Source organism: Achromobacter denitrificans NBRC 15125 (genome assembly GCF_001571365.1).
Classification (GTDB): domain Bacteria; phylum Pseudomonadota; class Gammaproteobacteria; order Burkholderiales; family Burkholderiaceae_B; genus Achromobacter; species Achromobacter denitrificans.
Genome location: NZ_BCTQ01000001.1, coordinates 303,886 through 325,836, shown reverse-complemented (window position 1 = coordinate 325,836; position 21,951 = coordinate 303,886). Strand labels below are relative to the sequence as shown.

The 21,951-nt window shown below is 66.7% G+C and carries 23 protein-coding genes; 15 read left to right on the top strand and 8 right to left on the bottom strand.

Annotation, left to right across the window (positions count from 1 at the left end):
- Positions 1 to 7: 7 nt before the first annotated feature.
- Positions 8 to 1,024 (bottom strand): Bug family tripartite tricarboxylate transporter substrate binding protein, encoded by a 1,017-nt coding sequence (locus ADE01S_RS01490; protein WP_062679686.1) that lies wholly within the window; start codon positions 1,022 to 1,024, stop codon positions 8 to 10.
- A gap of 121 nt (positions 1,025 to 1,145) precedes the next feature.
- Between ADE01S_RS01490 and ADE01S_RS01485 the strand changes: the two genes are divergently transcribed.
- Positions 1,146 to 2,039: a LysR family transcriptional regulator gene (locus ADE01S_RS01485; protein WP_062679685.1), complete on the top strand. Its 894-nt coding sequence runs from the start codon at positions 1,146 to 1,148 to the stop codon at positions 2,037 to 2,039.
- Between the two features lie 86 nt (positions 2,040 to 2,125).
- Here ADE01S_RS01485 and ADE01S_RS01480 read toward each other — a convergent pair whose 3' ends face one another.
- Together ADE01S_RS01480 and ADE01S_RS01475 are read right to left on the bottom strand one after the other, a co-directional pair.
- On the bottom strand, positions 2,126 to 3,103 hold the full coding sequence (locus ADE01S_RS01480) for a Bug family tripartite tricarboxylate transporter substrate binding protein (RefSeq protein WP_062679684.1): 978 nt from the start codon (positions 3,101 to 3,103) through the stop codon (positions 2,126 to 2,128).
- Positions 3,104 to 3,145: 42 nt separating this feature from the next.
- Positions 3,146 to 3,631: a MaoC family dehydratase gene (locus ADE01S_RS01475; RefSeq protein ID WP_062679683.1), complete on the bottom strand. Its 486-nt coding sequence runs from the start codon at positions 3,629 to 3,631 to the stop codon at positions 3,146 to 3,148.
- Positions 3,632 to 3,881: 250 nt separating this feature from the next.
- Here ADE01S_RS01475 and fabG point away from each other — a divergent pair, with 250 nt between their 5' ends.
- Genes fabG through ADE01S_RS01440 form a run of 7 tightly spaced genes read left to right on the top strand, consistent with a single transcriptional unit; the run spans position 3,882 to position 10,744 of the window.
- Positions 3,882 to 4,628 (top strand): 3-oxoacyl-ACP reductase FabG, encoded by a 747-nt coding sequence (gene fabG / locus ADE01S_RS01470; protein WP_062679682.1) that lies wholly within the window; start codon positions 3,882 to 3,884, stop codon positions 4,626 to 4,628.
- A 22-nt stretch (positions 4,629 to 4,650) separates the two neighbouring features.
- Positions 4,651 to 5,847: a CaiB/BaiF CoA transferase family protein gene (locus ADE01S_RS01465; protein WP_062679681.1), complete on the top strand. Its 1,197-nt coding sequence runs from the start codon at positions 4,651 to 4,653 to the stop codon at positions 5,845 to 5,847.
- A gap of 28 nt (positions 5,848 to 5,875) precedes the next feature.
- Complete coding sequence (locus ADE01S_RS01460; RefSeq protein ID WP_062679680.1) at positions 5,876 to 7,129, top strand: thiolase family protein; 1,254 nt, start codon at positions 5,876 to 5,878, stop codon at positions 7,127 to 7,129.
- Between the two features lie 24 nt (positions 7,130 to 7,153).
- On the top strand, positions 7,154 to 8,014 hold the full coding sequence (locus ADE01S_RS01455; RefSeq protein WP_062679679.1) for a MaoC/PaaZ C-terminal domain-containing protein: 861 nt from the start codon (positions 7,154 to 7,156) through the stop codon (positions 8,012 to 8,014).
- A 25-nt stretch (positions 8,015 to 8,039) separates the two neighbouring features.
- On the top strand, positions 8,040 to 9,191 hold the full coding sequence (locus ADE01S_RS01450; protein WP_062679678.1) for a CaiB/BaiF CoA transferase family protein: 1,152 nt from the start codon (positions 8,040 to 8,042) through the stop codon (positions 9,189 to 9,191).
- Positions 9,192 to 9,245: 54 nt separating this feature from the next.
- Positions 9,246 to 10,121 (top strand): IclR family transcriptional regulator, encoded by an 876-nt coding sequence (locus ADE01S_RS01445; protein ID WP_062679677.1) that lies wholly within the window; start codon positions 9,246 to 9,248, stop codon positions 10,119 to 10,121.
- 35 nt (positions 10,122 to 10,156) lie between these two features.
- A complete protein-coding gene (locus ADE01S_RS01440; RefSeq protein ID WP_062679676.1) occupies positions 10,157 to 10,744 on the top strand; it encodes a GrpB family protein in 588 nt (195 codons plus the stop codon).
- 7 nt (positions 10,745 to 10,751) lie between these two features.
- Here ADE01S_RS01440 and ADE01S_RS01435 read toward each other — a convergent pair whose 3' ends face one another.
- Entirely contained in the window at positions 10,752 to 10,931 is a 180-nt protein-coding gene (locus tag ADE01S_RS01435) for a hypothetical protein (protein WP_062679675.1), read from the bottom strand.
- Between the two features lie 247 nt (positions 10,932 to 11,178).
- On the opposite strand from ADE01S_RS01435, the gene ADE01S_RS01430 reads away from it, so the two are divergent.
- The 6 genes from ADE01S_RS01430 (at position 11,179) to ADE01S_RS01405 (ending at position 17,124) form a co-directional block, all read left to right on the top strand.
- Positions 11,179 to 12,315 (top strand): CaiB/BaiF CoA transferase family protein, encoded by a 1,137-nt coding sequence (locus tag ADE01S_RS01430; protein ID WP_062679674.1) that lies wholly within the window; start codon positions 11,179 to 11,181, stop codon positions 12,313 to 12,315.
- Positions 12,316 to 12,348: 33 nt separating this feature from the next.
- Positions 12,349 to 12,990, top strand: coding sequence for a TetR-type transcription factor C-terminal domain-containing protein (locus ADE01S_RS01425; RefSeq protein ID WP_062679673.1), 642 nt, complete (start codon positions 12,349 to 12,351; stop codon positions 12,988 to 12,990).
- A 96-nt stretch (positions 12,991 to 13,086) separates the two neighbouring features.
- On the top strand, positions 13,087 to 13,857 hold the full coding sequence (locus ADE01S_RS01420; RefSeq protein ID WP_062679672.1) for a crotonase/enoyl-CoA hydratase family protein: 771 nt from the start codon (positions 13,087 to 13,089) through the stop codon (positions 13,855 to 13,857).
- A gap of 8 nt (positions 13,858 to 13,865) precedes the next feature.
- On the top strand, positions 13,866 to 14,876 hold the full coding sequence (locus tag ADE01S_RS01415; RefSeq protein ID WP_062679671.1) for an NADPH:quinone oxidoreductase family protein: 1,011 nt from the start codon (positions 13,866 to 13,868) through the stop codon (positions 14,874 to 14,876).
- Between the two features lie 64 nt (positions 14,877 to 14,940).
- Positions 14,941 to 15,897, top strand: coding sequence for a Bug family tripartite tricarboxylate transporter substrate binding protein (locus ADE01S_RS01410; RefSeq protein ID WP_062679670.1), 957 nt, complete (start codon positions 14,941 to 14,943; stop codon positions 15,895 to 15,897).
- A gap of 87 nt (positions 15,898 to 15,984) precedes the next feature.
- Entirely contained in the window at positions 15,985 to 17,124 is a 1,140-nt protein-coding gene (locus ADE01S_RS01405) for a CaiB/BaiF CoA transferase family protein (protein ID WP_062679669.1), read from the top strand.
- Between the two features lie 45 nt (positions 17,125 to 17,169).
- Here ADE01S_RS01405 and ADE01S_RS01400 read toward each other — a convergent pair whose 3' ends face one another.
- Positions 17,170 to 17,541, bottom strand: a complete 372-nt coding sequence (locus ADE01S_RS01400; RefSeq protein ID WP_062679668.1) for a tRNA-binding protein — start codon at positions 17,539 to 17,541, stop codon at positions 17,170 to 17,172.
- 160 nt (positions 17,542 to 17,701) lie between these two features.
- Here ADE01S_RS01400 and ADE01S_RS01395 point away from each other — a divergent pair, with 160 nt between their 5' ends.
- Positions 17,702 to 18,301: a nitroreductase family protein gene (locus tag ADE01S_RS01395; RefSeq protein WP_062679667.1), complete on the top strand. Its 600-nt coding sequence runs from the start codon at positions 17,702 to 17,704 to the stop codon at positions 18,299 to 18,301.
- Positions 18,302 to 18,400: 99 nt separating this feature from the next.
- Here ADE01S_RS01395 and ADE01S_RS01390 read toward each other — a convergent pair whose 3' ends face one another.
- The 3 genes from ADE01S_RS01390 to ADE01S_RS01380 all read right to left on the bottom strand — a co-directional run bounded on the left by ADE01S_RS01390 (position 18,401) and on the right by ADE01S_RS01380 (position 21,768).
- Positions 18,401 to 19,753, bottom strand: coding sequence for a CsgG/HfaB family protein (locus ADE01S_RS01390; RefSeq protein WP_062679666.1), 1,353 nt, complete (start codon positions 19,751 to 19,753; stop codon positions 18,401 to 18,403).
- A 61-nt stretch (positions 19,754 to 19,814) separates the two neighbouring features.
- Entirely contained in the window at positions 19,815 to 20,429 is a 615-nt protein-coding gene (gene lpoB / locus ADE01S_RS01385) for a penicillin-binding protein activator LpoB (RefSeq protein ID WP_062679665.1), read from the bottom strand.
- A 19-nt stretch (positions 20,430 to 20,448) separates the two neighbouring features.
- Positions 20,449 to 21,768, bottom strand: coding sequence for a COG3014 family protein (locus ADE01S_RS01380; RefSeq protein ID WP_131828755.1), 1,320 nt, complete (start codon positions 21,766 to 21,768; stop codon positions 20,449 to 20,451).
- Between the last annotated feature and the right edge of the window lie 183 nt (positions 21,769 to 21,951).

Below are 21,951 nucleotides of genomic sequence, written 5' to 3'. Positions count from 1 at the left end.
CCGTCGATCAACCCGCCACGATCTTGCCGGCCTTGACCAGCTTGCCCCATTTCTCCGATTCGCGGTCGATGAAGGCCGCCATTTCCTCGGGCGTCGTGGAGAGGGTTTCCAGCCCGCCCGCCTTCAGGGCGTCGAACGCGTTGCCGGCGATGGTTTTGCGCAGGCTCTCGTTGAACAGGCTGATCGCCGCCTGCGGCGTGCCGGCAGGCGCCATGACGCCGCCCCAGCCGATCGCCACGATGGAAGGGAAGCCGCTTTCAGAGATGGTGGGAACGTCCGGCAGCACGGGCGAGCGTTCGGCGCCCGTGGTGGCCAGGGCCAACACCTTTCCGGCCCGGATGTGGGGCAGCTGGTTGATGACGGTATCCATGAAGACGGGGAACTGCCCGCCCAGGAAATCGCTCACCGCGGCGGACGCGCTGCGGTACGGCACGCCCTTGATGTCCAGCCCGGCCTCGCTCTTGAGCAGTTCCATGGCGAGGTGGCTGGAGCTGCCGTTCGCCGTGATGCCGTAGAAATACTTGCCGGGCTGCTTGCGCAGCAGCGCGACCAGGTCTTTGAGCGTCTTGGCCTCGAAATCGGGCCGCACCACCAGCACATTGTTGTACTTGCAGACCAGCGAGACGGGCGCGAAATCCTTGATGGGGTCGTAGGGCAGGTCCGGGTAGAGGAACTGGTTGACCGTGTGCGTGCCGGTGATCGCGAAGAGCAGGGTGTGGCCGTCGGGCTTGGCCCGCGCGACCGCCTGGGCGCCGATGATGCCCGCCGCGCCCGCCATGTTCTTGACCACGACGGCCTGGCTCAGGCTTTCGCCCAGCCCGCGCGCCGCGATCCGGGCCACCACGTCGGTGCCCGCGCCCGGCCCGCCCGGCACCACCAGTTCCACCGGCCCCTGTCCGGCGAGCCCCTGCGCGAGCGCCTGGCGCAGCGTCAGCGGCAGGGTGAAGGCGGCCGCGGCCAGCCCCAGCGCCTGGCGACGTGAAACCAGCATCCCTCCGGCTGGCGGCGAAGACTTCTTACTCATGACTCACCCCTTGTGTCGCGATTCATCGCATCTATTTGGAGCGAGCACTGTGAGCGAATTCATCTAGAAAGTAAAACTAGAATATATTTTCAATATATAAAGAAATCCTTTGGAGCGGCGAGTGAGCAGCATTCGCGTATTCCGCAGTTTCGTGGCAACCGCGGCCCATGGTTCCTTCGCGGCGGCGTCGGAGCAGGTGAGCCTGACGCCCGCGGCCGTGGGCCTGCAAATCCAGACGCTGGAGAAAGACCTGGGCTACACGGTCTTCGACCGCGTGGGCAGGAGCATCGTCCTGAACCAGCGGGGCCACCGCCTGTTGCCGAAGGCGCGTCAACTGCTCGCGCTCTACGAGGACATGCACAATCTGGAGCTGGAGCAGACGGAGCTGGCCGGCACGGTGAAAATGGCGTGCATCGCCACCGCGATGGGCATGGTGGTGCGGGCCGTGCTGCGGATCCGCGAGATCCATCCGCGCCTGAACATCGAGCCGGGCATCAGCTATTCGGGCACGCTGGTCTCCCGCATCAAGGAAGGGGATATCGACGCGGCCGTGTCGGTCAGAGGCGCGCACAAGCTGCCGGCCGACGTGCTGTATACCCAGCTCTACCGCGAACCGCTGGTCTTCATCGTGAACGCGCGCACGCCGCGCGCCGACCCTCGCGAGATCCTCGCGCAACGCCTGTTCCTGCAAGTGTCGCGCAGCTCCAATACCGGCACGCTGATCGACGAATTCATGCGGCGTCTCCATCTGCGCGCCAACGATGCGCTGGAGATGAACGCCATGCGGACCATCATCGACATGGTCAAGGAAGACCTGGGCGTCACCTTGCTGCCGCTGCCGCGCGGAACGGACTGGGACCGCGATCCCGACCTGCGCATCGAGTACTTCGACGATCCGCAAGCCTTTCGCAACATCGGCCTGTTCGAAAGCGAGAACCGCGGCTTTCTCACCAGCGTGCTGCGGGAGCAATTGCTGGCGTTGCTGGCGCCGCGAGGCAGTGCCGCGAGCGGTTGAATGTGGGCGGGCGGCCGTTCCGCGGCGCAGGCAAAGACGAAAGCCGGCTTCCGCCGGCCTTCGCGCCTCACGGTCGGGCCGAGGACCTACTGAGGCTCAAGACCCGCCTGTTTCACGATGTCGCCCCAGCGCGGCAGCTCTTGGCGCAGCATGGTCTCGAAGCCTTCCGGCGTGGTCGTATGCGCCACCACGCCCAGCCCTTCCAGCTTCTCGACGATGTCCTGGTCCCGCAGCACGGCATTGAACACGCCGTTCAGCTTCTGGACCACTGCGGGCGAGGCGCCCTTGGGCAGGAGGAACCCGATCCAGACGTGGGCCGGCACGCTGCCGAAGCCGCTTTCCTTCATGGTCGGAACCTCCGGGAACAGTTTGAGCCGCTGTTCGGAGCCGATGGCCAGCCCTTTGAGTTTGCCGGCGCTGACGAAGGCCTGCACGGCCGGCACCGTGTCGAAGGCGATGTCGACCTGTCCGGCCAGCAGGTCGGTCATGGCGCGCGCGCTGCCCTGGTAAGGGATGTGCTCGATGCGCAGCCCGTTCTGGTGTTTCAGCGTTTCCATCGCCAGGTTGGACGAGGTGCCCGTGCCGGGGCTGGCGTAGTTCAGCTTGCCGGGATGTTGCTTCGCATAGGCGACCAGGCCGGCCACGTCGTTGAACGGCATGCCCGGTCGGGCCACCAGCACGAGGGGCAGATCGGCCACCAGGCCGACCGGCGTGAAGTCGTCCGGGGTCTTGTAGTTCACCGTCTTGTACAGAAAGTGATTGGTGACCGCCGCGCCGGTCGCGGCGATCGTCAGCGTATAGCCGTCCGGCGGTTGGCGCACGAACGATGACAGCAGCACGCTGCCTCCCTGGCCGGGCTTGTTTTCCACGATCACGGGTTGGCCCAGCCGGGCCGCGGCGCGCTCGGCCAGCATGCGGGCGACGGTATCGGTGGCCTGGCCCGGCGGGAAGCCGAGCTGCAAGGTGATCGGTTTTTGCGGGTAGTTGTCCTGGGCCGCGTGTGCGGCCAATGGCGCGGTGGCGATGCACGCGGCCATGATGAGGCGGATTGCCGACTGCTTCATGTTGTCTCCCTCCTTCCTGTACGCCGGCGCGGGCGTTTTTCGTTATTCGGTCGGACGCTTTCTCAGCAGGTAGGTCTGCGAGCCTTCCATCACGGTCTCGCCGCGCTGGTTCACGACGCGGCTCGCCATGCGGACCGTGCCCGTGGTCCGGCCGGGCTTGAGCTCCACGATTTCCAATGAGCTGTACAGCGTGTCGCCCACATAGACCGGGCCCACGAAGCGCGAGCTTTGCTCGATGAAGCCCTTCATCGATGCCTCGGTCATGTGCGGGAACAGGCCGGCGCCCGCGGCCGTCTGGATCGCCACCTGGAAACCATGGGCCAGCATGTGCGGCATGCCGTTGGCGCGGCAGTACTCGACGTCGTAATGGATGGGGTGGTTGTCGCCGCTGGCCAGCTGGAATGCGGCGAACAAGGCGTCGGTCATCGTGCGCGACGGCAGGACGAAGCGCTCGCCCACTTTGAAGTCGTCGAAATAGCGTTGTTCGCACATTTGGTGCGCGGTGGGGTCGAAGCCTGGGCTTGGCATGGGTCGTTGTCTCCTGTCCATGTGGTTGAAAGTCGGCTCAATGTACATTACGAAAATGATTTTCGCAATAATCTGCGCGGCATGTTTACTGGATGAAATCCCTGACTCGGCCAACCATGTTGCCAGCGTGATCGTTGTTCATATATATTGCGGAAATGATTTCTGCATTTTGATTGGTGGGGCGGTAGATCCTGCCAGGGCGCGGCGCGGCAGCGTCGTCCCGTTCCGCAACATAAGACTGGAGACACGAATGGATTTGGGATTGGAGGGGAAAGTGGCCGTCGTCACGGGCGGCGGCAGCGGCATCGGCGCCGCGATATGCACGCAGCTGGCCCGCGAAGGCGCCGTCGTCTTCGTTGCGGACATCAACGGCGAGGCCGCCCAGGCCCAGGCCGACGCGGTGGCGCGCGAAGGCGGTCGCGCGCATGCCTGCCAGGTGGACGTTACCGACGAGGCCTCCGTGCTCAAGCTTTTCGAGCGCGCGGGCGCCGACTATGGCGGCGCGGACATCCTGGTGAACAACGCCGGGTTCACGCGCGACATGCGCATCACCAAGATGGGCCTGGAGGACTGGGACAGCGTGGTCGACGTGATTCTCAAGGGCGCCTTTCTCTGCACCCGCGAAGCGGCGCGGCATTTCGCCAAGAAGAACTGGGGCCGCGTCATCAACATCTCGTCGCGCGCCCACCTGGGGAACGCGGGCCAGGCCAACTATTCGGCAGCCAAGGCCGGCCTGATCGGCTTCACGCGCGCCATGGCCCTGGAGCACGGCCGCTACAACGTGACGGTCAATGCGGTGGCGCCCGGCATTATCGATACCGAGGCGGTGCGGCGGCTCCCGCACTACGAGAAGATCCGCGAGGCGGCTCAGGCGACTACGCCGATTCCCCGCATCGGTCACGTGAAGGACGTCGCCAGCGTCGTCGCGTTCCTGGCGTCGGAGCCGGCCGGCTACCTGACGGGGGACGTCGTCCACGTCACCGGCGGCCGCTACTGATCCGACGGGGAGAGAGCACACCATGTCCATCAAGCCTCTTGCGGGCATACGCATCCTGGACTTCAGCAAAGTGCTGGCCGGCCCCATCTGCACCCAGGCGCTGCAAGACCTCGGCGCCGAGGTCATCAAGGTGGAAGCCAGCGACACGGGCGACGATACCCGCGGCTGGCCGCCCTTCAGGAACGGCGAAGGCGCGGTTTTCCACTATGCCAACCGGGCCAAGCGCAGTATCGCGCTGGACCTGAAATCCGCCGAAGCGCTTTCGGCGGTGCACAAATTGGTCGAAAGCGCCGACGTGGTCGTCGAGAGTTTCGGCCCTGGCGTGGCCGAACGGCTGAAGATCGATTTCGACACGCTTTCCGCCATCAATCCGCGGCTGGTCTATTGCAGCATTTCCGGTTACGGACGCAGCGGCCCGCTGGCGCACGGCAAGGGCTACGACATGATCCTGCAGGCCTTCGTCGGCATGTGTTCGATCATGGGAGAGCAGGGCAGCGGCCCGGTGCGGGCGCCGTTTTCGCCGGTCGACCAAGGCACCGGCATGCAGGCGACCAGCGCCATCCTGGCGGCTTTGATGCAGCGCGGCCAGACCGGCGCCGGATGCCGCATCGAAGCCTCGTTGTTCGAAACCGGCATGGCATTCCTGGGCTACATGTTCCAGAGCTTCTGGGAGCGGGGAACGGAACCGCAACGCTTTGGTTGCGCCCATGAATCCCTTTGCCCCTACGAGGCCTACCAGGCGCGCGATAAACAGATTCTGATCGGCGTGGCCAGCGAGGCCCTGTGGCGGCGTTTGTGCGACGTGCTGGGCCTGGATGACATGCGCGACGATCCTCGCTTCGAGAGCAATGCCAAGCGCGTGCAGCATCGCGGCCTGGTCGCGCAACGTCTGAACGAGGTGCTGGCGGGGCAGGATGCGGCGCATTGGCAGGACTTGCTGCTGAACCACGGCATCCCCGGCGCGCAGATCAATACCTTCGCCGATGCCTTGAACCATCCGCACACCCTGGCCAGCGGCATCCTGGTCGATGTGGACAGCGAGCGCTACGGTCCCATGCGGACGGTCGGACAGCCGGTCAAGTTCAACGGCCAGCGCAGCATGGCCACGGGCCCGGCTCCCGCGCATGGCGAACATACGCGCGCGATCCTGGGCGAACTCGGATACGCCGACGAACAGATCGAAGCCCTGCGCCGGCTGGGCGCGGTCAAGCTGGCCTGACGCGCCACCTACACGGAAAGAGAGAAATATGAGCGAGACGTACATCGTGGGCGTGGGCATGACGCCCCTTGCAAAGCACCTGAGCCTGAGCGTGAAGCAGCTGACTGCCATGGCCGTGGACAAGGCCCTGCAGGATGCCGGGCTGGAACGCGGGGCCGTCGAGGCGGCCTGGTTCTGCAATACCCGCCAGGGCGCGCTCGAAGGCCAGCATGGCGTGCGCGGGCAATGCTCGCTGCGCGCCTATGGCTTCGAGGGTATTGCCATCTTCAATACCGACAACGCGTGCGCGAGTTCGAGTTCAGGCCTGTTGCAGGCGCACGCCGCCGTCAAGGCCGGGCTGTACGACGTCGCCCTGGTCGTGGGCGCCGAAAAAATGAACTACCCGGAAAAGCGCGAGCAGATGTTCGAGGCCTTCAAGGGAAGTTGGGACCGCGACCTGGCCGAGCAGCACATGCAGGCGTTGCTGGCCATGGGGGCAGGCATGGAGCTGCCGCCCGAGGCGTTGGCCGAAACGGGCGAGCGCTCGGTCTTCATGGACATCTACGCCGCGCAGGCACGCTTCCATATGAAGACCTTCGGCACCACGCAGCGCCAGATTGCCGCGGTGGCCGCCAAGAACCACTGGCATTCGCAGTTCAACCCCCTGGCGCAGTACCGGACGCCCATGACCGTGGAGGAAGTGCTGGCCGACAAGCTCGTCGCCTGGCCCATGACGCGTTCGATGTGCGCGCCGATGAGCGATGGGGCGGCCGCCCTGGTGGTCGTGTCCGAGAAAGCGCTCAAGCGCCTCGACGCCCGCCGGGCCGTGCGGATCCGCGGCATCGCCGCGAGCAGCGGCTCGCAGCGCACCGCGGACCAGGTCGACCGCCATCTCACGCGGGTCGCCGCCGGCCGCGCCTACGAGGCGGCAGGCGTCGGGCCGCAGGATATCTCGCTGGCCGAACTGCATGACGCGTCGGCCATCGCGGAGATCCTGCACAGCGAGAACTGCGGTTTCTGCGACTACGGCGATGGCGGGGCGCTGGTTGAAAGCGGCGCGACGCGCCTGGGCGGTCGCCTGCCGCTGAACGTATCGGGCGGCCTGCTTTCCAAAGGGCATCCGATAGGCGCGACCGGGGCGATCCAGGTGCACGAGATCGTGACGCAGTTGCGCGGCGAAGCGGAGCAGCGCCAGGTTCCCGGCAATCCGCGCCTGGGCATGACCGAGAACGGCGGCGGCTTCTACGGGTTGGAAGAAGCCGCCTGCGTGGTCGGCATTTTCGAAGCGCCGTCGCGCCCATAGGGCGAGGCCACCAGGAGCATGGCGATGCCCATCGACCGAGAGCAGTTACTGAACTGGACCATCCCCGACGTCCGGCAAACCTATACCGAGCGCGACACCATGCTTTATGCGCTGGGCCTGGGCGTCGGCGACGATCCGCGATCCCCCCAGGCCTTGCGCTTCGCCTACGAACGCGATCTGCGGGCGCTGCCCACCATGGCGGTGGTGCTGGGCTACCCCGGCCTGTGGATGCGCGATCCCGCGCTCGGCCTGCAATGGCACCGGATGCTGCATGGGGAGCAGGGCATGGCGCTGTACCGGCCGCTGCCCGCCGCCGGCACGGTGATCGGCCGCACCCGGGTCACCGAGGTGTACGACCGTGGGCCGGAAAAGGGCGCGGTGGTGCATACCCGGCGCGACGTCGTCGATGCGGCAACCGACGAGCTGCTGTGCAGCCTGTTCGCCACCTCCATGCTGCGCGCCGACGGCGGCTTCGGCGGACCGCCGCCACCTGTCCGGCAGAGCGTGGCCATGCCCGCGCGCGCTCCGGACTACGTGCGGGACCAGGCCATCCTGCCGCAGGCCGCCTTCATTTATCGGCTCTCGGGCGACTACAACCCCTTGCACGTGGATCCGAGACTGGCCGAGGATGCGGGCTTCCAGGCGCCGATCCTGCATGGCCTGTGCACCTTCGGCATGGCCGGGCGCGCGTTGCTGGACGCTGTGTGCGGGAATGAGCCCCAACGGCTGCACGCCATGGACGTGCGCTTTTCGGCGCCGGTGTACCCTGGCGAAACGCTACGCACGGAAATCTGGATGAATCACGGCGCGGCGGTGTTCCGCAGCAGCGCGCTGGACCGAGGCGCCGTCGTGCTGAACAACGGCAGCGCCAAGATAGGGGCATGACATGACCGGGCACAAGGAGAAAGCAATGGGTCCCCTGGCTGGACTGAAAGTCGTGGAGTTCCCGGCCATCGGTCCGGTCCCGATGTGCGGCATGCTGCTGGCCGACCTGGGCGCCACCGTCATACGGCTGGAACGGCAGCAGCCCGCGGCCGACCTCGGCGTGGAGCGCCCGCTCAAGTACAACCTGCTGATGCGCAATCGTCCCAGCGTCAGCGTCGACCTGAAAGCGCCCGACGGCGCGCGTTTCGCCATGGAGTTGCTCGACTCCGCCGATGCGCTGCTTGAAGGCTTCCGCCCCGGCACCATGGAGCGGATGGGGTTCGGGCCGGAGCCGTGCCTGGCGCGCAATCCCCGGCTGGCCTATGGCCGAATGACCGGATGGGGGCAGACCGGCCCCTACGCCGCCATGGCTGGACACGACCTCAACTACATCGCCATGACCGGCGCGCTCAATGCCATCGGCCGCCAGGGGCAGCCGCCCACGCCGCCCCTGAACCTGGTGGGCGATTTGGGCGGGGGCGCCCTGTACCTGGCCCTGGGAGTCATGGCGGCGGTGTTCGCGGCGCGTGGCGGCGGCAAGGGGCAGGTGGTCGATGCGGCCATGGTCGATGGGGCCGCCTCGCTCATGACGCCGTTTTTCGGCATGGCCGCCGCGGGCCTGCTCAATCCCGAGCGCGGCACCAACGTGCTGGACTCCGGCGCGCCGTACTACGACGTTTACCGCTGCGCCGATGGCAAATACCTGTCCATCGCGCCCATCGAGACGCGCTTTCGCAGGGTCTTTTTCGACAAACTGGAAATGGGCGGCGATTCCATTTCCGGCGACCCGCGAGCCGGCTGGGACGCTTTGCGGGAGGAGATCGCGGCGCGTATCGCGACGCGCACCCAGGCGCAATGGTGCGCGGTCTTCGATGGCACGGATGCCTGTGTCGCGCCCGTCCTGTCGATCGCCGATGCGCCGGCTCATCCCCACAACCGGGCCCGCGGCACCTTCATCGATATCGACGGCGTGGTCCAGCCCGCGCCGGCGCCGCGCTTCGGCGGCACTCCCGCGGCCACGCCCCGTCCACCCGAGCCCGTCAATAGCCGCTACGAGCAATGTCTGCGCGACTGGGGCTGGTCTGACGCCGCCATTTCCCGGTGGCAAGGCAATCCCGCCGTCGGCCCTGGCGCCTAGGCCGAAACGCCCGACCCGTCTGCTAGACTCATACGCCTGAATTCGGACCTCCCCATGAGCAAGACTGACCCCAACCCTGCGCCCGCGAAGGGCCGGCGCCGCAAGGCGATGGATGCCGGCTCCGCCGGCCCCTCGGTTGCCCCCGACGACTTGAAAGACAGTTCCGACCGGCAATTCGTCGTCGCCCTGGCGCGCGGCCTCGATATCCTCAAGGCTTTCCGGCCCCGCGAAGGCCCGCTGGGCAACCGCGAATTGTCCGAGCGCACCGGGATGCCGGCCGCCACCGTTTCGCGCCTGGCCTATACCTTGTGCCGTCTCGGCTATCTGGAATTCAATCCTCGCCAGGAAAACTACGAGCTGGGCAGCAGCACGCTGGCGCTGGGGCAGGTCGCGCTGGCCCGCCGCAACATACGCAAAGTGGCGGCGCCCCTCATGCAGGAACTCGCCGACCGCAGCAACGGCAACGTCGGTTTGGGCATTCTGCACAAGCGCATGATGCTGTACATCGAAACCTGCGAAGGCTCGGGCCTGATCGGCCTGCGCCTGTTCAACGGCTCGCGCATCCCCGTCATCACCAGCGCCATGGGGCGCGCCTATCTGGCCCGCATGGAAGAGGGCGAGCGCGAGCGCCTGCTGGAAGTGCTGCAACCCCAATTCGGCGCGGACTGGGCGACTGCCATGGTCGGCCTGCAAAAAGCCATGCGCGACATGGACCGCTACGGCTTCTGCACCTCGCTGGGTGAATGGCAAAGCTACATCCATGGGGCCGGCACCGCCATACGCTTGTCCGACGGCAGCTTGTATGGCCTGAATCTGGGCGGGGCGGCCTATCTGCTGCCGGAACGCGAGCTGCAGGAAGTCTACGGTCCGCAACTGGTGGAAGTGGCCGAGAAAATCCGCAAGGCCATGAGCGTGCCGGATGAGGCCTGATACGGGGCGGCGCTGCGGGCAGGAGGAATGAAGGCATGGCCACGCCCGCAGCCATCATGAAGCACTACGACTCGGACCCGGACGAAGACCCCTGGGTCCGCGGCAAGCCCGCGCCTGCGCCCGTCGAGGTCGTGCCCTACGATCCCGCGTGGCCGCGGCGCTTTGGCGAGCTGGAGGCGCGGATACGCGAGGCGCTGGGGCCGGCGGCGCTGGACGTGGAGCATATGGGATCGACGGCCGTGCCGGGCCTCGCGGCCAAGCCCGTGATCGATATCGACCTGACGGTGGCCGATCCGACGCGAGAGGGCGCCTACGTGCCCGCGCTGGAGGCGATCGGCTACGTCCTGGTGCTGCGGGAACCGTCCTGGCACCAGCACCGGCTGCTGCAGCGCGACGCGCCGGGCGTGAACCTGCATGTGTTCGGCCCGGACTGCCCCGAGAACATCCGGCACCGGATGTTTCGCGACTGGCTGCGCGGGCATGACGAAGACCGTGACCGGTACGCGCGGGCCAAGCAGGCCGCGGCCGGCGGGGTGATGGAAGTGATGGCTTACAACAAACGCAAGGAAGCGACCGTGCGCGAGATCTATGCGCGCATGTTCCGCGCGGCGGGCTTTCTGTGAGGCGCGCTCAGGCGCCCGGCAGCATGTAGCGGGCGGAGACGGCGAGGATGCGCTGGGCGGATTCGCGCAGCAGGCGCGCTTCGCGGTAGGCCTGCAGCGAGACGACGGCGTCGTAGCGCCGCGAGCTGCGCGGGCCGGCGAGCAGCGCGGGGCGGCGGCTCAGGATCGGGGATATCAAGCGTTGCATGGAGGGACCTTTCTGCGGGCTCCTGGCCCGGTATATGGCTGGCATCGTAAGCCGGCCGGGAATGCGCGCCAACGATTTACCTTTCATATGGATATCCGGGCTTTCCCCAGGGCATGGCCCGGGAGCGCGCGCACTGCGCCGCCAGTATCGCCGGCGGATATGACAGTCTGATGCCAATCCGCCCGGTATTGTGAATTCTGATACTACGCGGTAGCATTAAAAAAAGAACGCTGGATCGGAGACGGAAATGGCCTTGCCTTTGGATGGTCTGTTGGTGATCGCCGTGGAACAGGCGGCCGCGGCGCCTTATGCCTCGTCGCGCCTGGCCGATGCCGGCGCGCGGGTGATCAAGATCGAACGCGCCGCCGGCGATTTCGCGCGCGGCTACGATGGCGCGGTCATGGGCGACAGCACGTATTTCGTGTGGCTCAACCGCGGCAAGGAGTCCATCGTGCTGGATTTCGCCCAGCCCGACGACCTGGCCTTGCTGCGCACGCTGATCCTGCAGGCCGACGTGCTGATCCAGAACCTCGGCCCGGGCGCGGCGGCGCGCGCGGGTTTCGGCTGGCAGGAAATGCGCGCCGCGAATCCCCGCCTGATCACCTGCGACATCACCGGCTATGGCGAGACGGGGCCGTACGCCGACATGCGCGCCTATGACCTGCTGGTACAGGCCGAGTCCGGCATCGCTTCGGTGACCGGCACGCCGGAGGCGCCCGGGCGCATCGGCATTTCCGCCTGCGACATCGGCACCGGCATGTACGCGCACGCGGCCATCCTGGAAGCGCTGTTGCAGCGTGAACGCACCGGGGAGGGCAGCGCCCTGCACGTGTCGCTGTTCGACGCGATGGCCGACTGGATGACCGTGCCCTTGCTGCACTACGACTACGCTGGCACGGTATGGCCGCGCGTGGGCCTGGGGCACCCCACCATCGCTCCCTACGGCGCATTCGCCTGCGGCGATGGGCAGCAGCTCCTGATCGGCGTGCAGAACGACGGCGAGTGGCGCCGTTTCGCCACCGAGGTCCTGGAACGGCCCGAATGGGTCGAGGACGCGCGCTACCGCAGCAACCAGGACCGTGTGCGGCATGCGGAGGAATTGAAGGCGGGGATCGAGTCCGTGCTGGGCGGGATGGATGTGGCCGAACTGCGGCGGCGCCTGACACAGGCCAAGATCGCCTACGCTTCCGTCAACGGCGTCAAGGAATTGTCGAGCCACCCGCACCTGCGTCGCGTGGAGGTGCGCACCGCGCATGGCGAGGCGTCCATCGTCGCCCCGCCGGTCCAGGTGCGCGGGGAGCCGCGGCAACTCGGCGAGGTGCCGGCCGTGGGCGCCCACACGCAGGCCATCCGCGCCGAATTCGGCGGGCGGGCCCGAGGGTAGAATTTCGCCTTTGAATCTCGCCACAAGGACACCATGGGACGGCCCAGCCTGATCGACAGCACGGAAGGCATAGAGAAGCGCCTCGCGATTCTCGACGCGGCCGCGTCCGTGTTCATGAACCTGGGATTTTCCGCGGCCTCGCTCGATGACATCAGCGAGGCCTATGGCGCGACCAAGGGCATCATCTATTACTACTACCGCAACAAGTCGGCGCTGTTCTTCGCCGTGCAGCGGCGCGCGATGGAGTTGACGCGCGAGGCGATCGAGCCCCACGCCCTGGCCGACGGCCGGCCCGCCGCGCGCCTGCGCGGGATGGCGCACGACCACACGCTGTTGATGATGGAACACCTGGCTTATCTGCGCGTCGCCGCGCAAGGCCTGGAACTGCACCTGACGGGCCGCACCACGGCCTCCGAGCGCGCCGAGCTGGAAGAGATACTCAAGTTGCGGGCCGCGAACGAAGCCTTGTACGTGCGCGTGATCGAAGAAGGAGTGGCGTCGGGAGATTTCCGTTCGATGGATCCCAAGCTGCTGGTCAAGCCGCTGCTCGGCGCATTGAACTGGACGTCGCGCTGGTATCACCCGCGCAAGAACGAAACCGCGAAAGACCGCGGGCATGTCGCCGACGAGCTGGCCGGTTTCGCCGTCAGCGCGTTGCTGCCGCATCCTCGCTGAACGCCGGACCGCGCGTGCCGTCTTGGGCCGCGCGGTTTTTTTGAATCAGTTTTGATACTAATCGGTATTATTTAAATAACAGGACGACAGCGATCTATGGCTCCGAAAATCCTGGTGGAACGCACCGGCTTTGTGACGACGGTGATCATCAACCGGCCCGAAGTGCGCAATGCGCTGGACCGCGAGGCGGCCGCCGGCCTGGCCCGGGCCCTGCGTGAATTCGACGCCGACGAGCAGGCACGCGTGGCCGTGCTGTGCGGCGCGGGCGGCGCCTTCTGTTCCGGCGCGGACCTCAAGGAACTGGCCGGCGGCACCGACTACGAGCCGTGGGCGGGCAGCCCGGAAGGGCCGCTGCACGCGCCGCTGTCCAAGCCGGTGATCGCGGCGGTGGCCGGGCATGCCTGCGCCGGCGGCCTGGGCGTGGCCTTGTGGTGCGACCTGCGGATCGCGGAGGAGAGCGCCTCCTTCGCGGTGCTGTCGCGGCGCTGGGGCGTGCCCATGAGCGACGGCACCACCGTGCGCCTGCCCCGGCTGATCGGCATGAGCCGCGCGCTGGACATGCTGTTGACGGCCCGCATCGTGTCGGCGGCCGAGGCCGAGCGCTACGGGCTGGTGAGCCGGCTCGTGCCCGATGGGCGCGCGCGCGCCGAGGCGGAGGCGCTGGCGCACCAGATGGCGCAGTTCCCCCAGATCGCCATGCGCTCCGACCGGCAATCGGCCTACGCGCAGGCCGGCATGTCCGAGGGCGAGGCGGTGGCGGCCGAAATGGCCTATGCCGCCGAGGCGCGCCGGCTCGAAGCGCGGGCGGGCGCGCAACGTTTCCAACAGGGCGCGGGCCGCCACGGCGCCTTGCCCGAGACTGAATAGGAGTGGCCATGCGAGCCGTTGTTTGCCGAGGGCTGGACGATCCCGCCCAGGTCGGGGTGGAGACTTGCGCCGCGCCCGCGATGATTCCGGACGGCGTGCGTATCGCCGTGCATTCCTGCGGCGTGAGCTTCGCCAATCTGCTGGTCCTGCAGGGCAAGCACCAGAACCGGCCGCCACTGCCCCTGACCCCGGGCACCGAGGTCGCGGGCATCGTCACCGAATGCGCGCCGGGCGTGACCCTGTTCCGCCCCGGCGACCGGGTGGTCGCCGGCGTGCGTTCGGGCGGCTATGCCAGCGAGGTGGTAGCGCCGGTGGACACCACGTTCGCCCTGCCCGAGGGCGTCGATTTCGACAGCGCGGTGCAGTTTCCGACCATTTATGCGACGGCCTATGGCGCGCTGCGCTGGCGCGCGCAGTTGCAGCCCGGCGAGACCGTGCTGGTGCATGGCGCCAGCGGGGGCAGCGGGCTGGCGGCGATCGAGATCGCCAAGAGACTGGGCGCGCGAGTGATCGCCTGCGCCAGCACGCAAGCCAAGCTCGATGCGGCGCGGGCGCATGGCGCCGACGAAGGACTGAACTACCGCGACGGCGACTTCCGCGACGCCGTGCTGGCGCTGACCGGTGGGCGCGGCGCCGACGTGATCTTCGATCCGGTGGGCGGGAAAGTCTTCGAGGAGTCGTTGCGCTGCGTGGCGCCGGAAGGGCGGCTGATCCCCATGGGCTTCGCCGGCGGCGACATCCCGCAGATTCCCGCCAACCTTCTACTGGTGAAAAATGCCACGGCCATCGGCATCTACTGGGGCTATTACATGGGGTGGGGCCGGGTGCCGCTTCCGCCCGAGCGCCGCCCCGCGGTGCGGGCCGCGTTCGCGACCTTGTTCGACTGGGTGGTCGAGGGCGCGCTGAAGCCCCGCACGCAGCGCACCTTCCCGCTGGAATCCTATGCCGAGGCGCTGGCCGTGCTGGCCTCGCGCGAAGTGATCGGCCGCGTGGCCCTGCATCCGCAAGCATCCCCCTGACAACGGGCGCTCAGACCCGTATTCCAACAACCGACGACAAAGCACTATCAAAGGAGCTGGAGACATGAAACGATTGATCAAGCTGCTCATCGGCGTCACGCTCGCCGTGGGCGCGCAGGCAAGCTACGCCTTTCCCGACAAGCCCATCCGGCTGATCGTCCCGTATCCGCCGGGCACCGGCACCGACACGCTGGCGCGCTATACCGCCCGCCAGCTGGAGGCCAGGCTGGGCCAGCCCGTGATCGCCGAGAACCGGCCGGGCGCAAGCGGCATCATCGCCACCCAGACGGTGGTGTCGGCCGCTCCCGATGGGTACACGCTGCTGCTGGCGGCCAACGCGCCGGTGGCGACCAACGTGGCGGCTTTCGCCAAGCTGCCCTACGACCCGCTGACCGATCTGGCGCCGGTAGCGGTGCTGGCGCAGGCGCCGATGGGCTTCTACGTCTACCGGGATTCGCCCTACAAGTCCGTGGCGGACCTGGTGGCGGCCGCGAAGAAAGAGCCGAAAAAGCTGAACTACGGCGCGGGCAGCGCCACCTACCAGATCGCCACCGAGTGGTTCCTCTCGCTCGCGCAGGCCAGCGCCAACGGCATTTCCTACAAGGGGGCGGGCCCGGCGCTCAACGATCTGGCGGGCAAGCAGGTGGACTTCGTGATCGCGGAGTACAGCGGCGCGCAGGCCCTGGTGCAGGCGGGCAAGCTGCGGCTGCTGGCGGTGACGACCCACGAACGGCTGGCCAGCGCGCCGGACGTGCCGACCCTGCAGGAGCTTGGGTACAAGGATTTCTTCAAGGTGGCCTGGTGGGCCATGTTCGCGCCCGCCAAGACGCCCGCCCCGGTCGTCAAGACCTTGCAGGATGCCCTGCTGGCGATCTACGCCGAGCCCAAGACCCGCGACTTCCTGGCGCAAAGCAACTTCATTTCCTTCATCGGCGACGCCGAGGCGCTGGCCCGGTTCCAAAAGAAGGAAATCGAGCTGGAGATCGCCACGGCGCAGAGCGCCAATATTCCCAAGCAGTAATCCGATACCCGCGACAGGACGCTACCCCATGGATATGCAAGCCGCGCGCACCGATACGCGGGCGACATTCAACCAGGAGGAACGGATATGACAGGTCCTTTGTCCGGCATGCGCGTCATCGACGCCAGCAACTTCGTGTTCGGGCCGATGGCGACCCAACTGCTCGCGGATATGGGCGCCGAGGTGATCAAGGTCGAGCCGCCGCAGGGCGATCCGATGCGCATGGTCGGCGGCTCGCGCAATCCGAAGATGGGTTCCTTTTTTCTCAACCTGAACCGAGGCAAGCGCAGCGTGGTGCTGGACCTCAAGGCCGCCGGCGACGTGGCGCGCCTGGACGCGCTGCTGGCCACGGCCGATGTCTTCGTGCACAACATGCGCCCCGCGGCCGCCCGGCGGCTGGGCATCGACTACGACAGCCTGGCCGCGCGCCATCCGCGGCTGGTCTATGCCGTGGCGCTGGGCTTTCACCAGGACGGCCGCTACGCGGAGCGCCCGGCCTACGACGACGTGATCCAGGGAATGAGCGGGGTGGCGGGCCTGCATGCGCGCATGTACGGAGAGCCGGGATTCGTGCCCATGCTGTTCACCGACAAGCTCTGCGGCGTCTATCTGGCCGGCGCGATCGCGTCGGCCCTGGTGGCGCGCGCGGCCAGCGGGCAGGGGCAGCAGGTGGAAGTGCCCATGTTCGAGACCATGGCGTCGTTCAATCTGGTCGAGCACCTGGCCGACGACATTTTCAGCGGGCCGGCCGCGGCCGCGCCCGCGCGCGGCTACGAGCGCGTCTTCAGCCGCTACCATCGGCCCTTGAAGACCGGCGAAGGCTACGTCTGCCTGGTTGCCAATACGGACGCGCAATGGCAGCGCCTGTTCGCCCTGCTGGGCCGGTCCGAATTGGCGGCGGACCCGCGCTTTGCCACGATGGGAGACCGCATCCGCCATGCGGAGCCGCTGTACGAAGCGATCAGCGGCAGCCTGCTGGAGCGCGGCGCGGTCGAATGGCTGGCGCTCTTCCTGGAACACGACATTCCCGCGGGGCCGGCCAACGGCCTGGATGAACTGCTGAACGATCCGCACCTGGAAGACGTGGCGTTCTTCCAGACCGTGGAGCATCCGACCGAGGGCACGCTGCGCTGCGCGCCCACGCCGCTGCGATTCTCGGCCAGCCCCCGCGCGGCCGCGGGCGGCGCGCCGGCGCTGGGCGAGCACAACGCGGACTTCCTGGGCTAGGGCGCCCGGACCCGGCCTGGCGGGGGCGCCGAGGCGGCGCGCGCGTCAGGTCAGCCGCGTGCCGTTGGGCACCGCCCCGTCGGGGACGCCCAGGACGATGCCGCCTTCGGCGTCCGCGAAGCCCAGTACCAGGACTTCGGACTTCACCGGGCCGATCTGGCGCGGCGGGAAGTTCACGACCGCCATCACCCGCTTGCCCGCGAGATCCGGCAGCGCATAGTGCTCGGTAATCTGCGCCGAGCTCTTCTTGATGCCCACGCCCGCGCCGAAATCTATCGTCAGCTTGTAGGCGGGCTTGCGCGCTTCGGGAAAGGCCTCGGCCTGCAGGATCGTGCCGATGCGGATATCGACCTTGAGGAAGTCGTCGAAGGAGATCGAGGGGGCGGGAGGGGAGTCGGGGTCCTGCGTGAAATGCATGCGTGCTCCATGGTGGAAAGGGATTTGCCGCATGCGTGGAACAGTTTGTTCCGCGCCAAATCGCGGCTTTATGGCCGGGAATCGTGTCGTGCGCGATCGCCGGCCGGTAGAATTCCTTCGTGCATTTTCCCCTATCTACCAGTCGGAAGGCTATATCGTTATGAGCAACGCTTATCTCGACGCTCTGAAGAAGCGTCGCACGCAGTACTCGCTGGGCCGCAACCTGTCGGTTTCCAAGGAAGCGCTGGCGTCCCTGATCCAGGAAGCGATCAAGCACAGCCCCTCGTCCTTCAATTCGCAGAGCTCGCGCGCGGTGATCCTGTTCGGCGCGGAAAGCGAAAAGCTCTGGGATATCGCCATCGACGAAGTGCGCAAGGTCGCCCCGGCCGAAGGCTTCGACAAGACCGAAGCCAAGCTCAAGAGCTTTGCCGCCGGCGTGGGCACGGTGCTGTTCTACGAAGACCAGGACGTGGTGCGCAGCCTGCAGGAAAAATTCGCGTTGTACGCGGACAACTTCCCGGTCTGGTCGGAGCAGGCGGGCGGCATGGCCCAGCTGGCGGTCTGGACCGCGCTGGCCAATGCCGGCGTGGGCGCCAGCCTGCAGCACTACAACCCGCTGATCGACGCCGCCGTGGCGCGCCAGTGGGACGTTCCCGCCTACTGGAAGCTGCGCGCGCAGATGCCGTTCGGCTCGAACGAAAACGGCTTCGGCGACAAGCCCTTCATGGACGACGCCGAGCGTTTCCGCGTCATCGGCTGAGGCGCCGCGCCGGCAAGGCGCCCGTTACGGAAAAGCCCGCATCTTTTTGGGATGCGGGCTTTTCTTATCTGGGCCACTCGCGGGCGGCCAGCCTGGGCGTCAGAGGATGACGCCGCCGGCCGAGTCGATCTTCTGGTCGGACTTGGGAGGCGCCGCGCGCTTGGGCGGCGTCTTCTTGGCGGGCTCGGCGGGCGGGGCGGCCATCCGCGCGATGGCGCCCTTGGTGATCGATTCCAGCTGGCCGGTCGTCACGGCGCCATAGGCGACCTTGGCCTTGATCTCGCCGATCTTGATCGTGGCGACCTTTTCCTCGGTCGCGCCCAGCTTCTCGCCGGTGTCGGGGTCCACCAGTTCTTCGCCGGTGGCGTAGATGTCGTAGACCTGGCCTTCCGCCACGCTGCCCATGCCGCGGTTGATGATCACGCGGCCATTCTGCACGGCCACGACCTTGGCGGGGTTCACGATTTCGATGATGTCGCCGACCATCTTGGCCTGGAACTGTTCCATGGCGGCGCTGATCTTGTTGCCGCCGGAGGCGAACGAGGCCGAGTCCGACCATTTCACGGCGCGAGTGGCGGCTTCGACCAGCGTGTAGCGCACCGAGGCTCGCGTGGACTGCGACACTTCGCGGGTGGATTCCCCGGTGAGCTCGACGTTGTTTTCCTGGACGCGCGTCGCCACGCTGGCCTGGGTCAGGTCGATGATCAGCAGGAAGTCCGCGCCGGCCGCCTGCCCGAGCCGGGCGCGCTGCTGGTCGGACACGTTGTCGCTGGCCAGGAAGTCGTTTTCCTTTTCGAACGCGGCGTCGTTGCTGCGGTCCAGCACGGTGAAGCGGCCGCTCTTGACCAGCTTGTCGGTGACCGATTGCCGCATATCGGCCGAGAGGGCGGTACGGCGCAGCTTGCCCGTCGTGACGATGGCGATGCTGTCGCGGTCGAGCTTGGGGGTCTTGGCCTGGTACTCGAACTTTTCGATCGTGACCGAGAGTTCGACCATGCAGCCCTTGCTGCCGCCGCACTCCTGCTTGGTCACCGAGTAGCCTTTCACCTTGCCCTGGGCGCGCACGTCGTTCGTGCTGCCCACGCCGGCCTCGACCGTCGTCTTGCTGGACGTCTCGGCCTGCGCGGACGCGTTGGCGTTGAGGTTCTGCTCGTTGCCGGTAACGGTGTCCTTGAGCAGGCCGCTTTGCGTGTTTTGCTCCGTGCGCTTGGCGTTCAGCTCGGCGGACGCCTGGCCCTCGGCATCCTGCTTGACCTGCACATAGGCCTTGGGGCTGGCGGAACGCGTTGCCACGGCGGCGCCGTTCACCTGCTTGATGGCGTTGCCCAGGGCCGATTCGACGGCCTGTTCGAACGTATCGCCGTAGCCGACCGCCGGGACAGTGACGTCTTCGGCGTGCGCCATCTGGGCGGCGCAGAAGAGCGCCGCGCCCAACATCCATTTCTTCATCATGAATCTGCTCTCGAAAAAAAGACCGCCTGCGGCAAGCAGGCGGTCTGTTCGTCCGCGACCCTTACCAGGTCACGGTGCGGTTGTCGCCGCGCTTGATGATGGCTTCTTCGCCTTCCCAGTACGCCAGCCCGTTGTCCAGGTTGGTGAGCGTCAGCTGGAAGTAGTAGTCGACCTGCTGGGTGCGGCTGTCGACGCGGTTGTTACGCTGCATGATCTTGCCGGACAGGGAGAAGTCCGGCGCAATCACGCGGCCGTCCTTCTTCACGGTGGCCTGGTTCACCATCTTCGAACCCTTCAGCGCGCGCGACTTGGCGGTCATCGCGTCCTCGGGGCCGTTCAGGCCGACCGCGGTGGTGATGACGAAGCGGCCCGAGTTGAGCAGGCTCACGCGGATCTTCTTGGTCAGCTGGTCGGTGTCGATGCGCTGCGCCGTGTCGTTGGTGATGTTGGACATCGCGATCACGAAGCGTCCGCCCTGGGCGGCCTTCGGGTGCACCATCAACGGCGAGTTCAGCATGTCGTTGACCATCTTGTTGGCGGCGGACTCGAAATCCTTGTAGTCCAGGCCCATCACCGCGACCTTGTCGGTCTTCTGGTCGACGTACTGGGTGGTGGTGGCGCAGCCGGCCAGCGTCGCCGCCAGCAGGGCGGCGGAAAGAGAAAGCTTCACGCTCATGGGTGTTCCTTGTAGATCGTTATTTGGAAGCGAGGATGTCGACCCGCGGCGGCGTCGCGGCGTTCAGCGCGCGCACGTACACGACGACGGGGCGCTTTTCCTGGGGCAGGTCGACCACGATGCTTTCATGGCCGGGGAAGCCCAGCGTCAGCTGGTTCGACTGGGGATAAGGCACGTTCATCAGCTGGAAGTTGTGCGGCAGCGTCGACCACGAGCGCAGGTCGGCCTGCGTCGAAGCGGCCTGTGCCACCGCGGCCAGCGTGCCCAGCAGGGGGCTGGAGTCGTTCAGCTGCTTCTGCAGCACGGTCTTGGCCGTGGCGCGCACGATTTCCTTGATGAGGATCGCGTTGAAGCGCGTTTTGAATTCGCCGCGGATGATGGTGTCCATGTCGGCCAGCATCTGGGTCTGCTGGCGGCCGACGGTCAGGAACGGATAGGCGGGCACGCCGTCGCGCATCACCGGCAGCGCGATGCCGGTGTATTTCACGTTGCCGCTCACCAGGAATAGCGGCAGGTCGATGCGCAGTTGTTCCTTGTACGCCGCGGTGCCGTTCTCGAACACGACCCAGACCGAGGGCTTGATCTTGCCGGCCTTGCGCTGGGCGGCGGCCAGGTCGATCTTGACCTGCGTGTTCTTGGTCAGCGCGTAGGCGCGTTCCAGGCTGCTGCGCGCCTTGTCGGCGTCCGCCTGCCCTTCGCCGTTGAAGAGGAAGTAGAGGCCGTGGAGATAAACGGCGGCCGGGTTCACGTAGCCGGCGTAGGGCGCCCACTGCGACAGGTCGACGCCGGCCTTGAGCAAGGCCTCGTCCGTGCTGGACAGGCTGCGGTTGACCAGATCGGCGTTTTCGTCGGATTTCACTTCATCGCGCTGCTTGGCGATTTCGGACTCGAAGTGCTCGGCGGCGCGGCGCTGACGGTCGTCGCTGCGGTTCCATTCGACGCGGGCATTGGCATGGTCGCCCAGTTGCCAGAAGTTCAGTGCCTTGTAGGTATTGAGCATGACCGTGTCGTATACGGTCGGCGCATAGGGCAGGACGTTGTCGTTGGCCACGAGCGACAGGGCGTGATTGCCGGCGCTGGCGGCGAGGTTGCGCGTGTCGTCGTCCTTCATGAGGTCTTCGGCGCCGTCCAGCATCTTCGTGGACCGCTCCGACAGGCCGCTTTGGCGCAGAAGCGCGCCGGCTTCCAGGGCCCAGGGCAGGTCGGTGGGCGGCGCATCCTGGGGGCCCGCGGCGAGTACCGCGCTACTGGTGGCCGCCGGGAGATTCCCCGCCGCCAGATCCCGTGAAAAGTCCTTTCGCGCCTGGGGGTTGGCGCAACCTGCCAGCACCAAAGCCAAACCTGCAACTGCTGCCCACTTCATCGCTTCTCCGCAAATGATACTATATGTTATTAAAAGTGAACTTATTTAGTATTTTGTTCACATTTAATCACAATATCAAAACGTGAGCAATTTATTGACTCATTTGGTCTTATATTGTTGATAACTCGGACAGATTTAAAGCCGGAGCGCTGTTTTCAA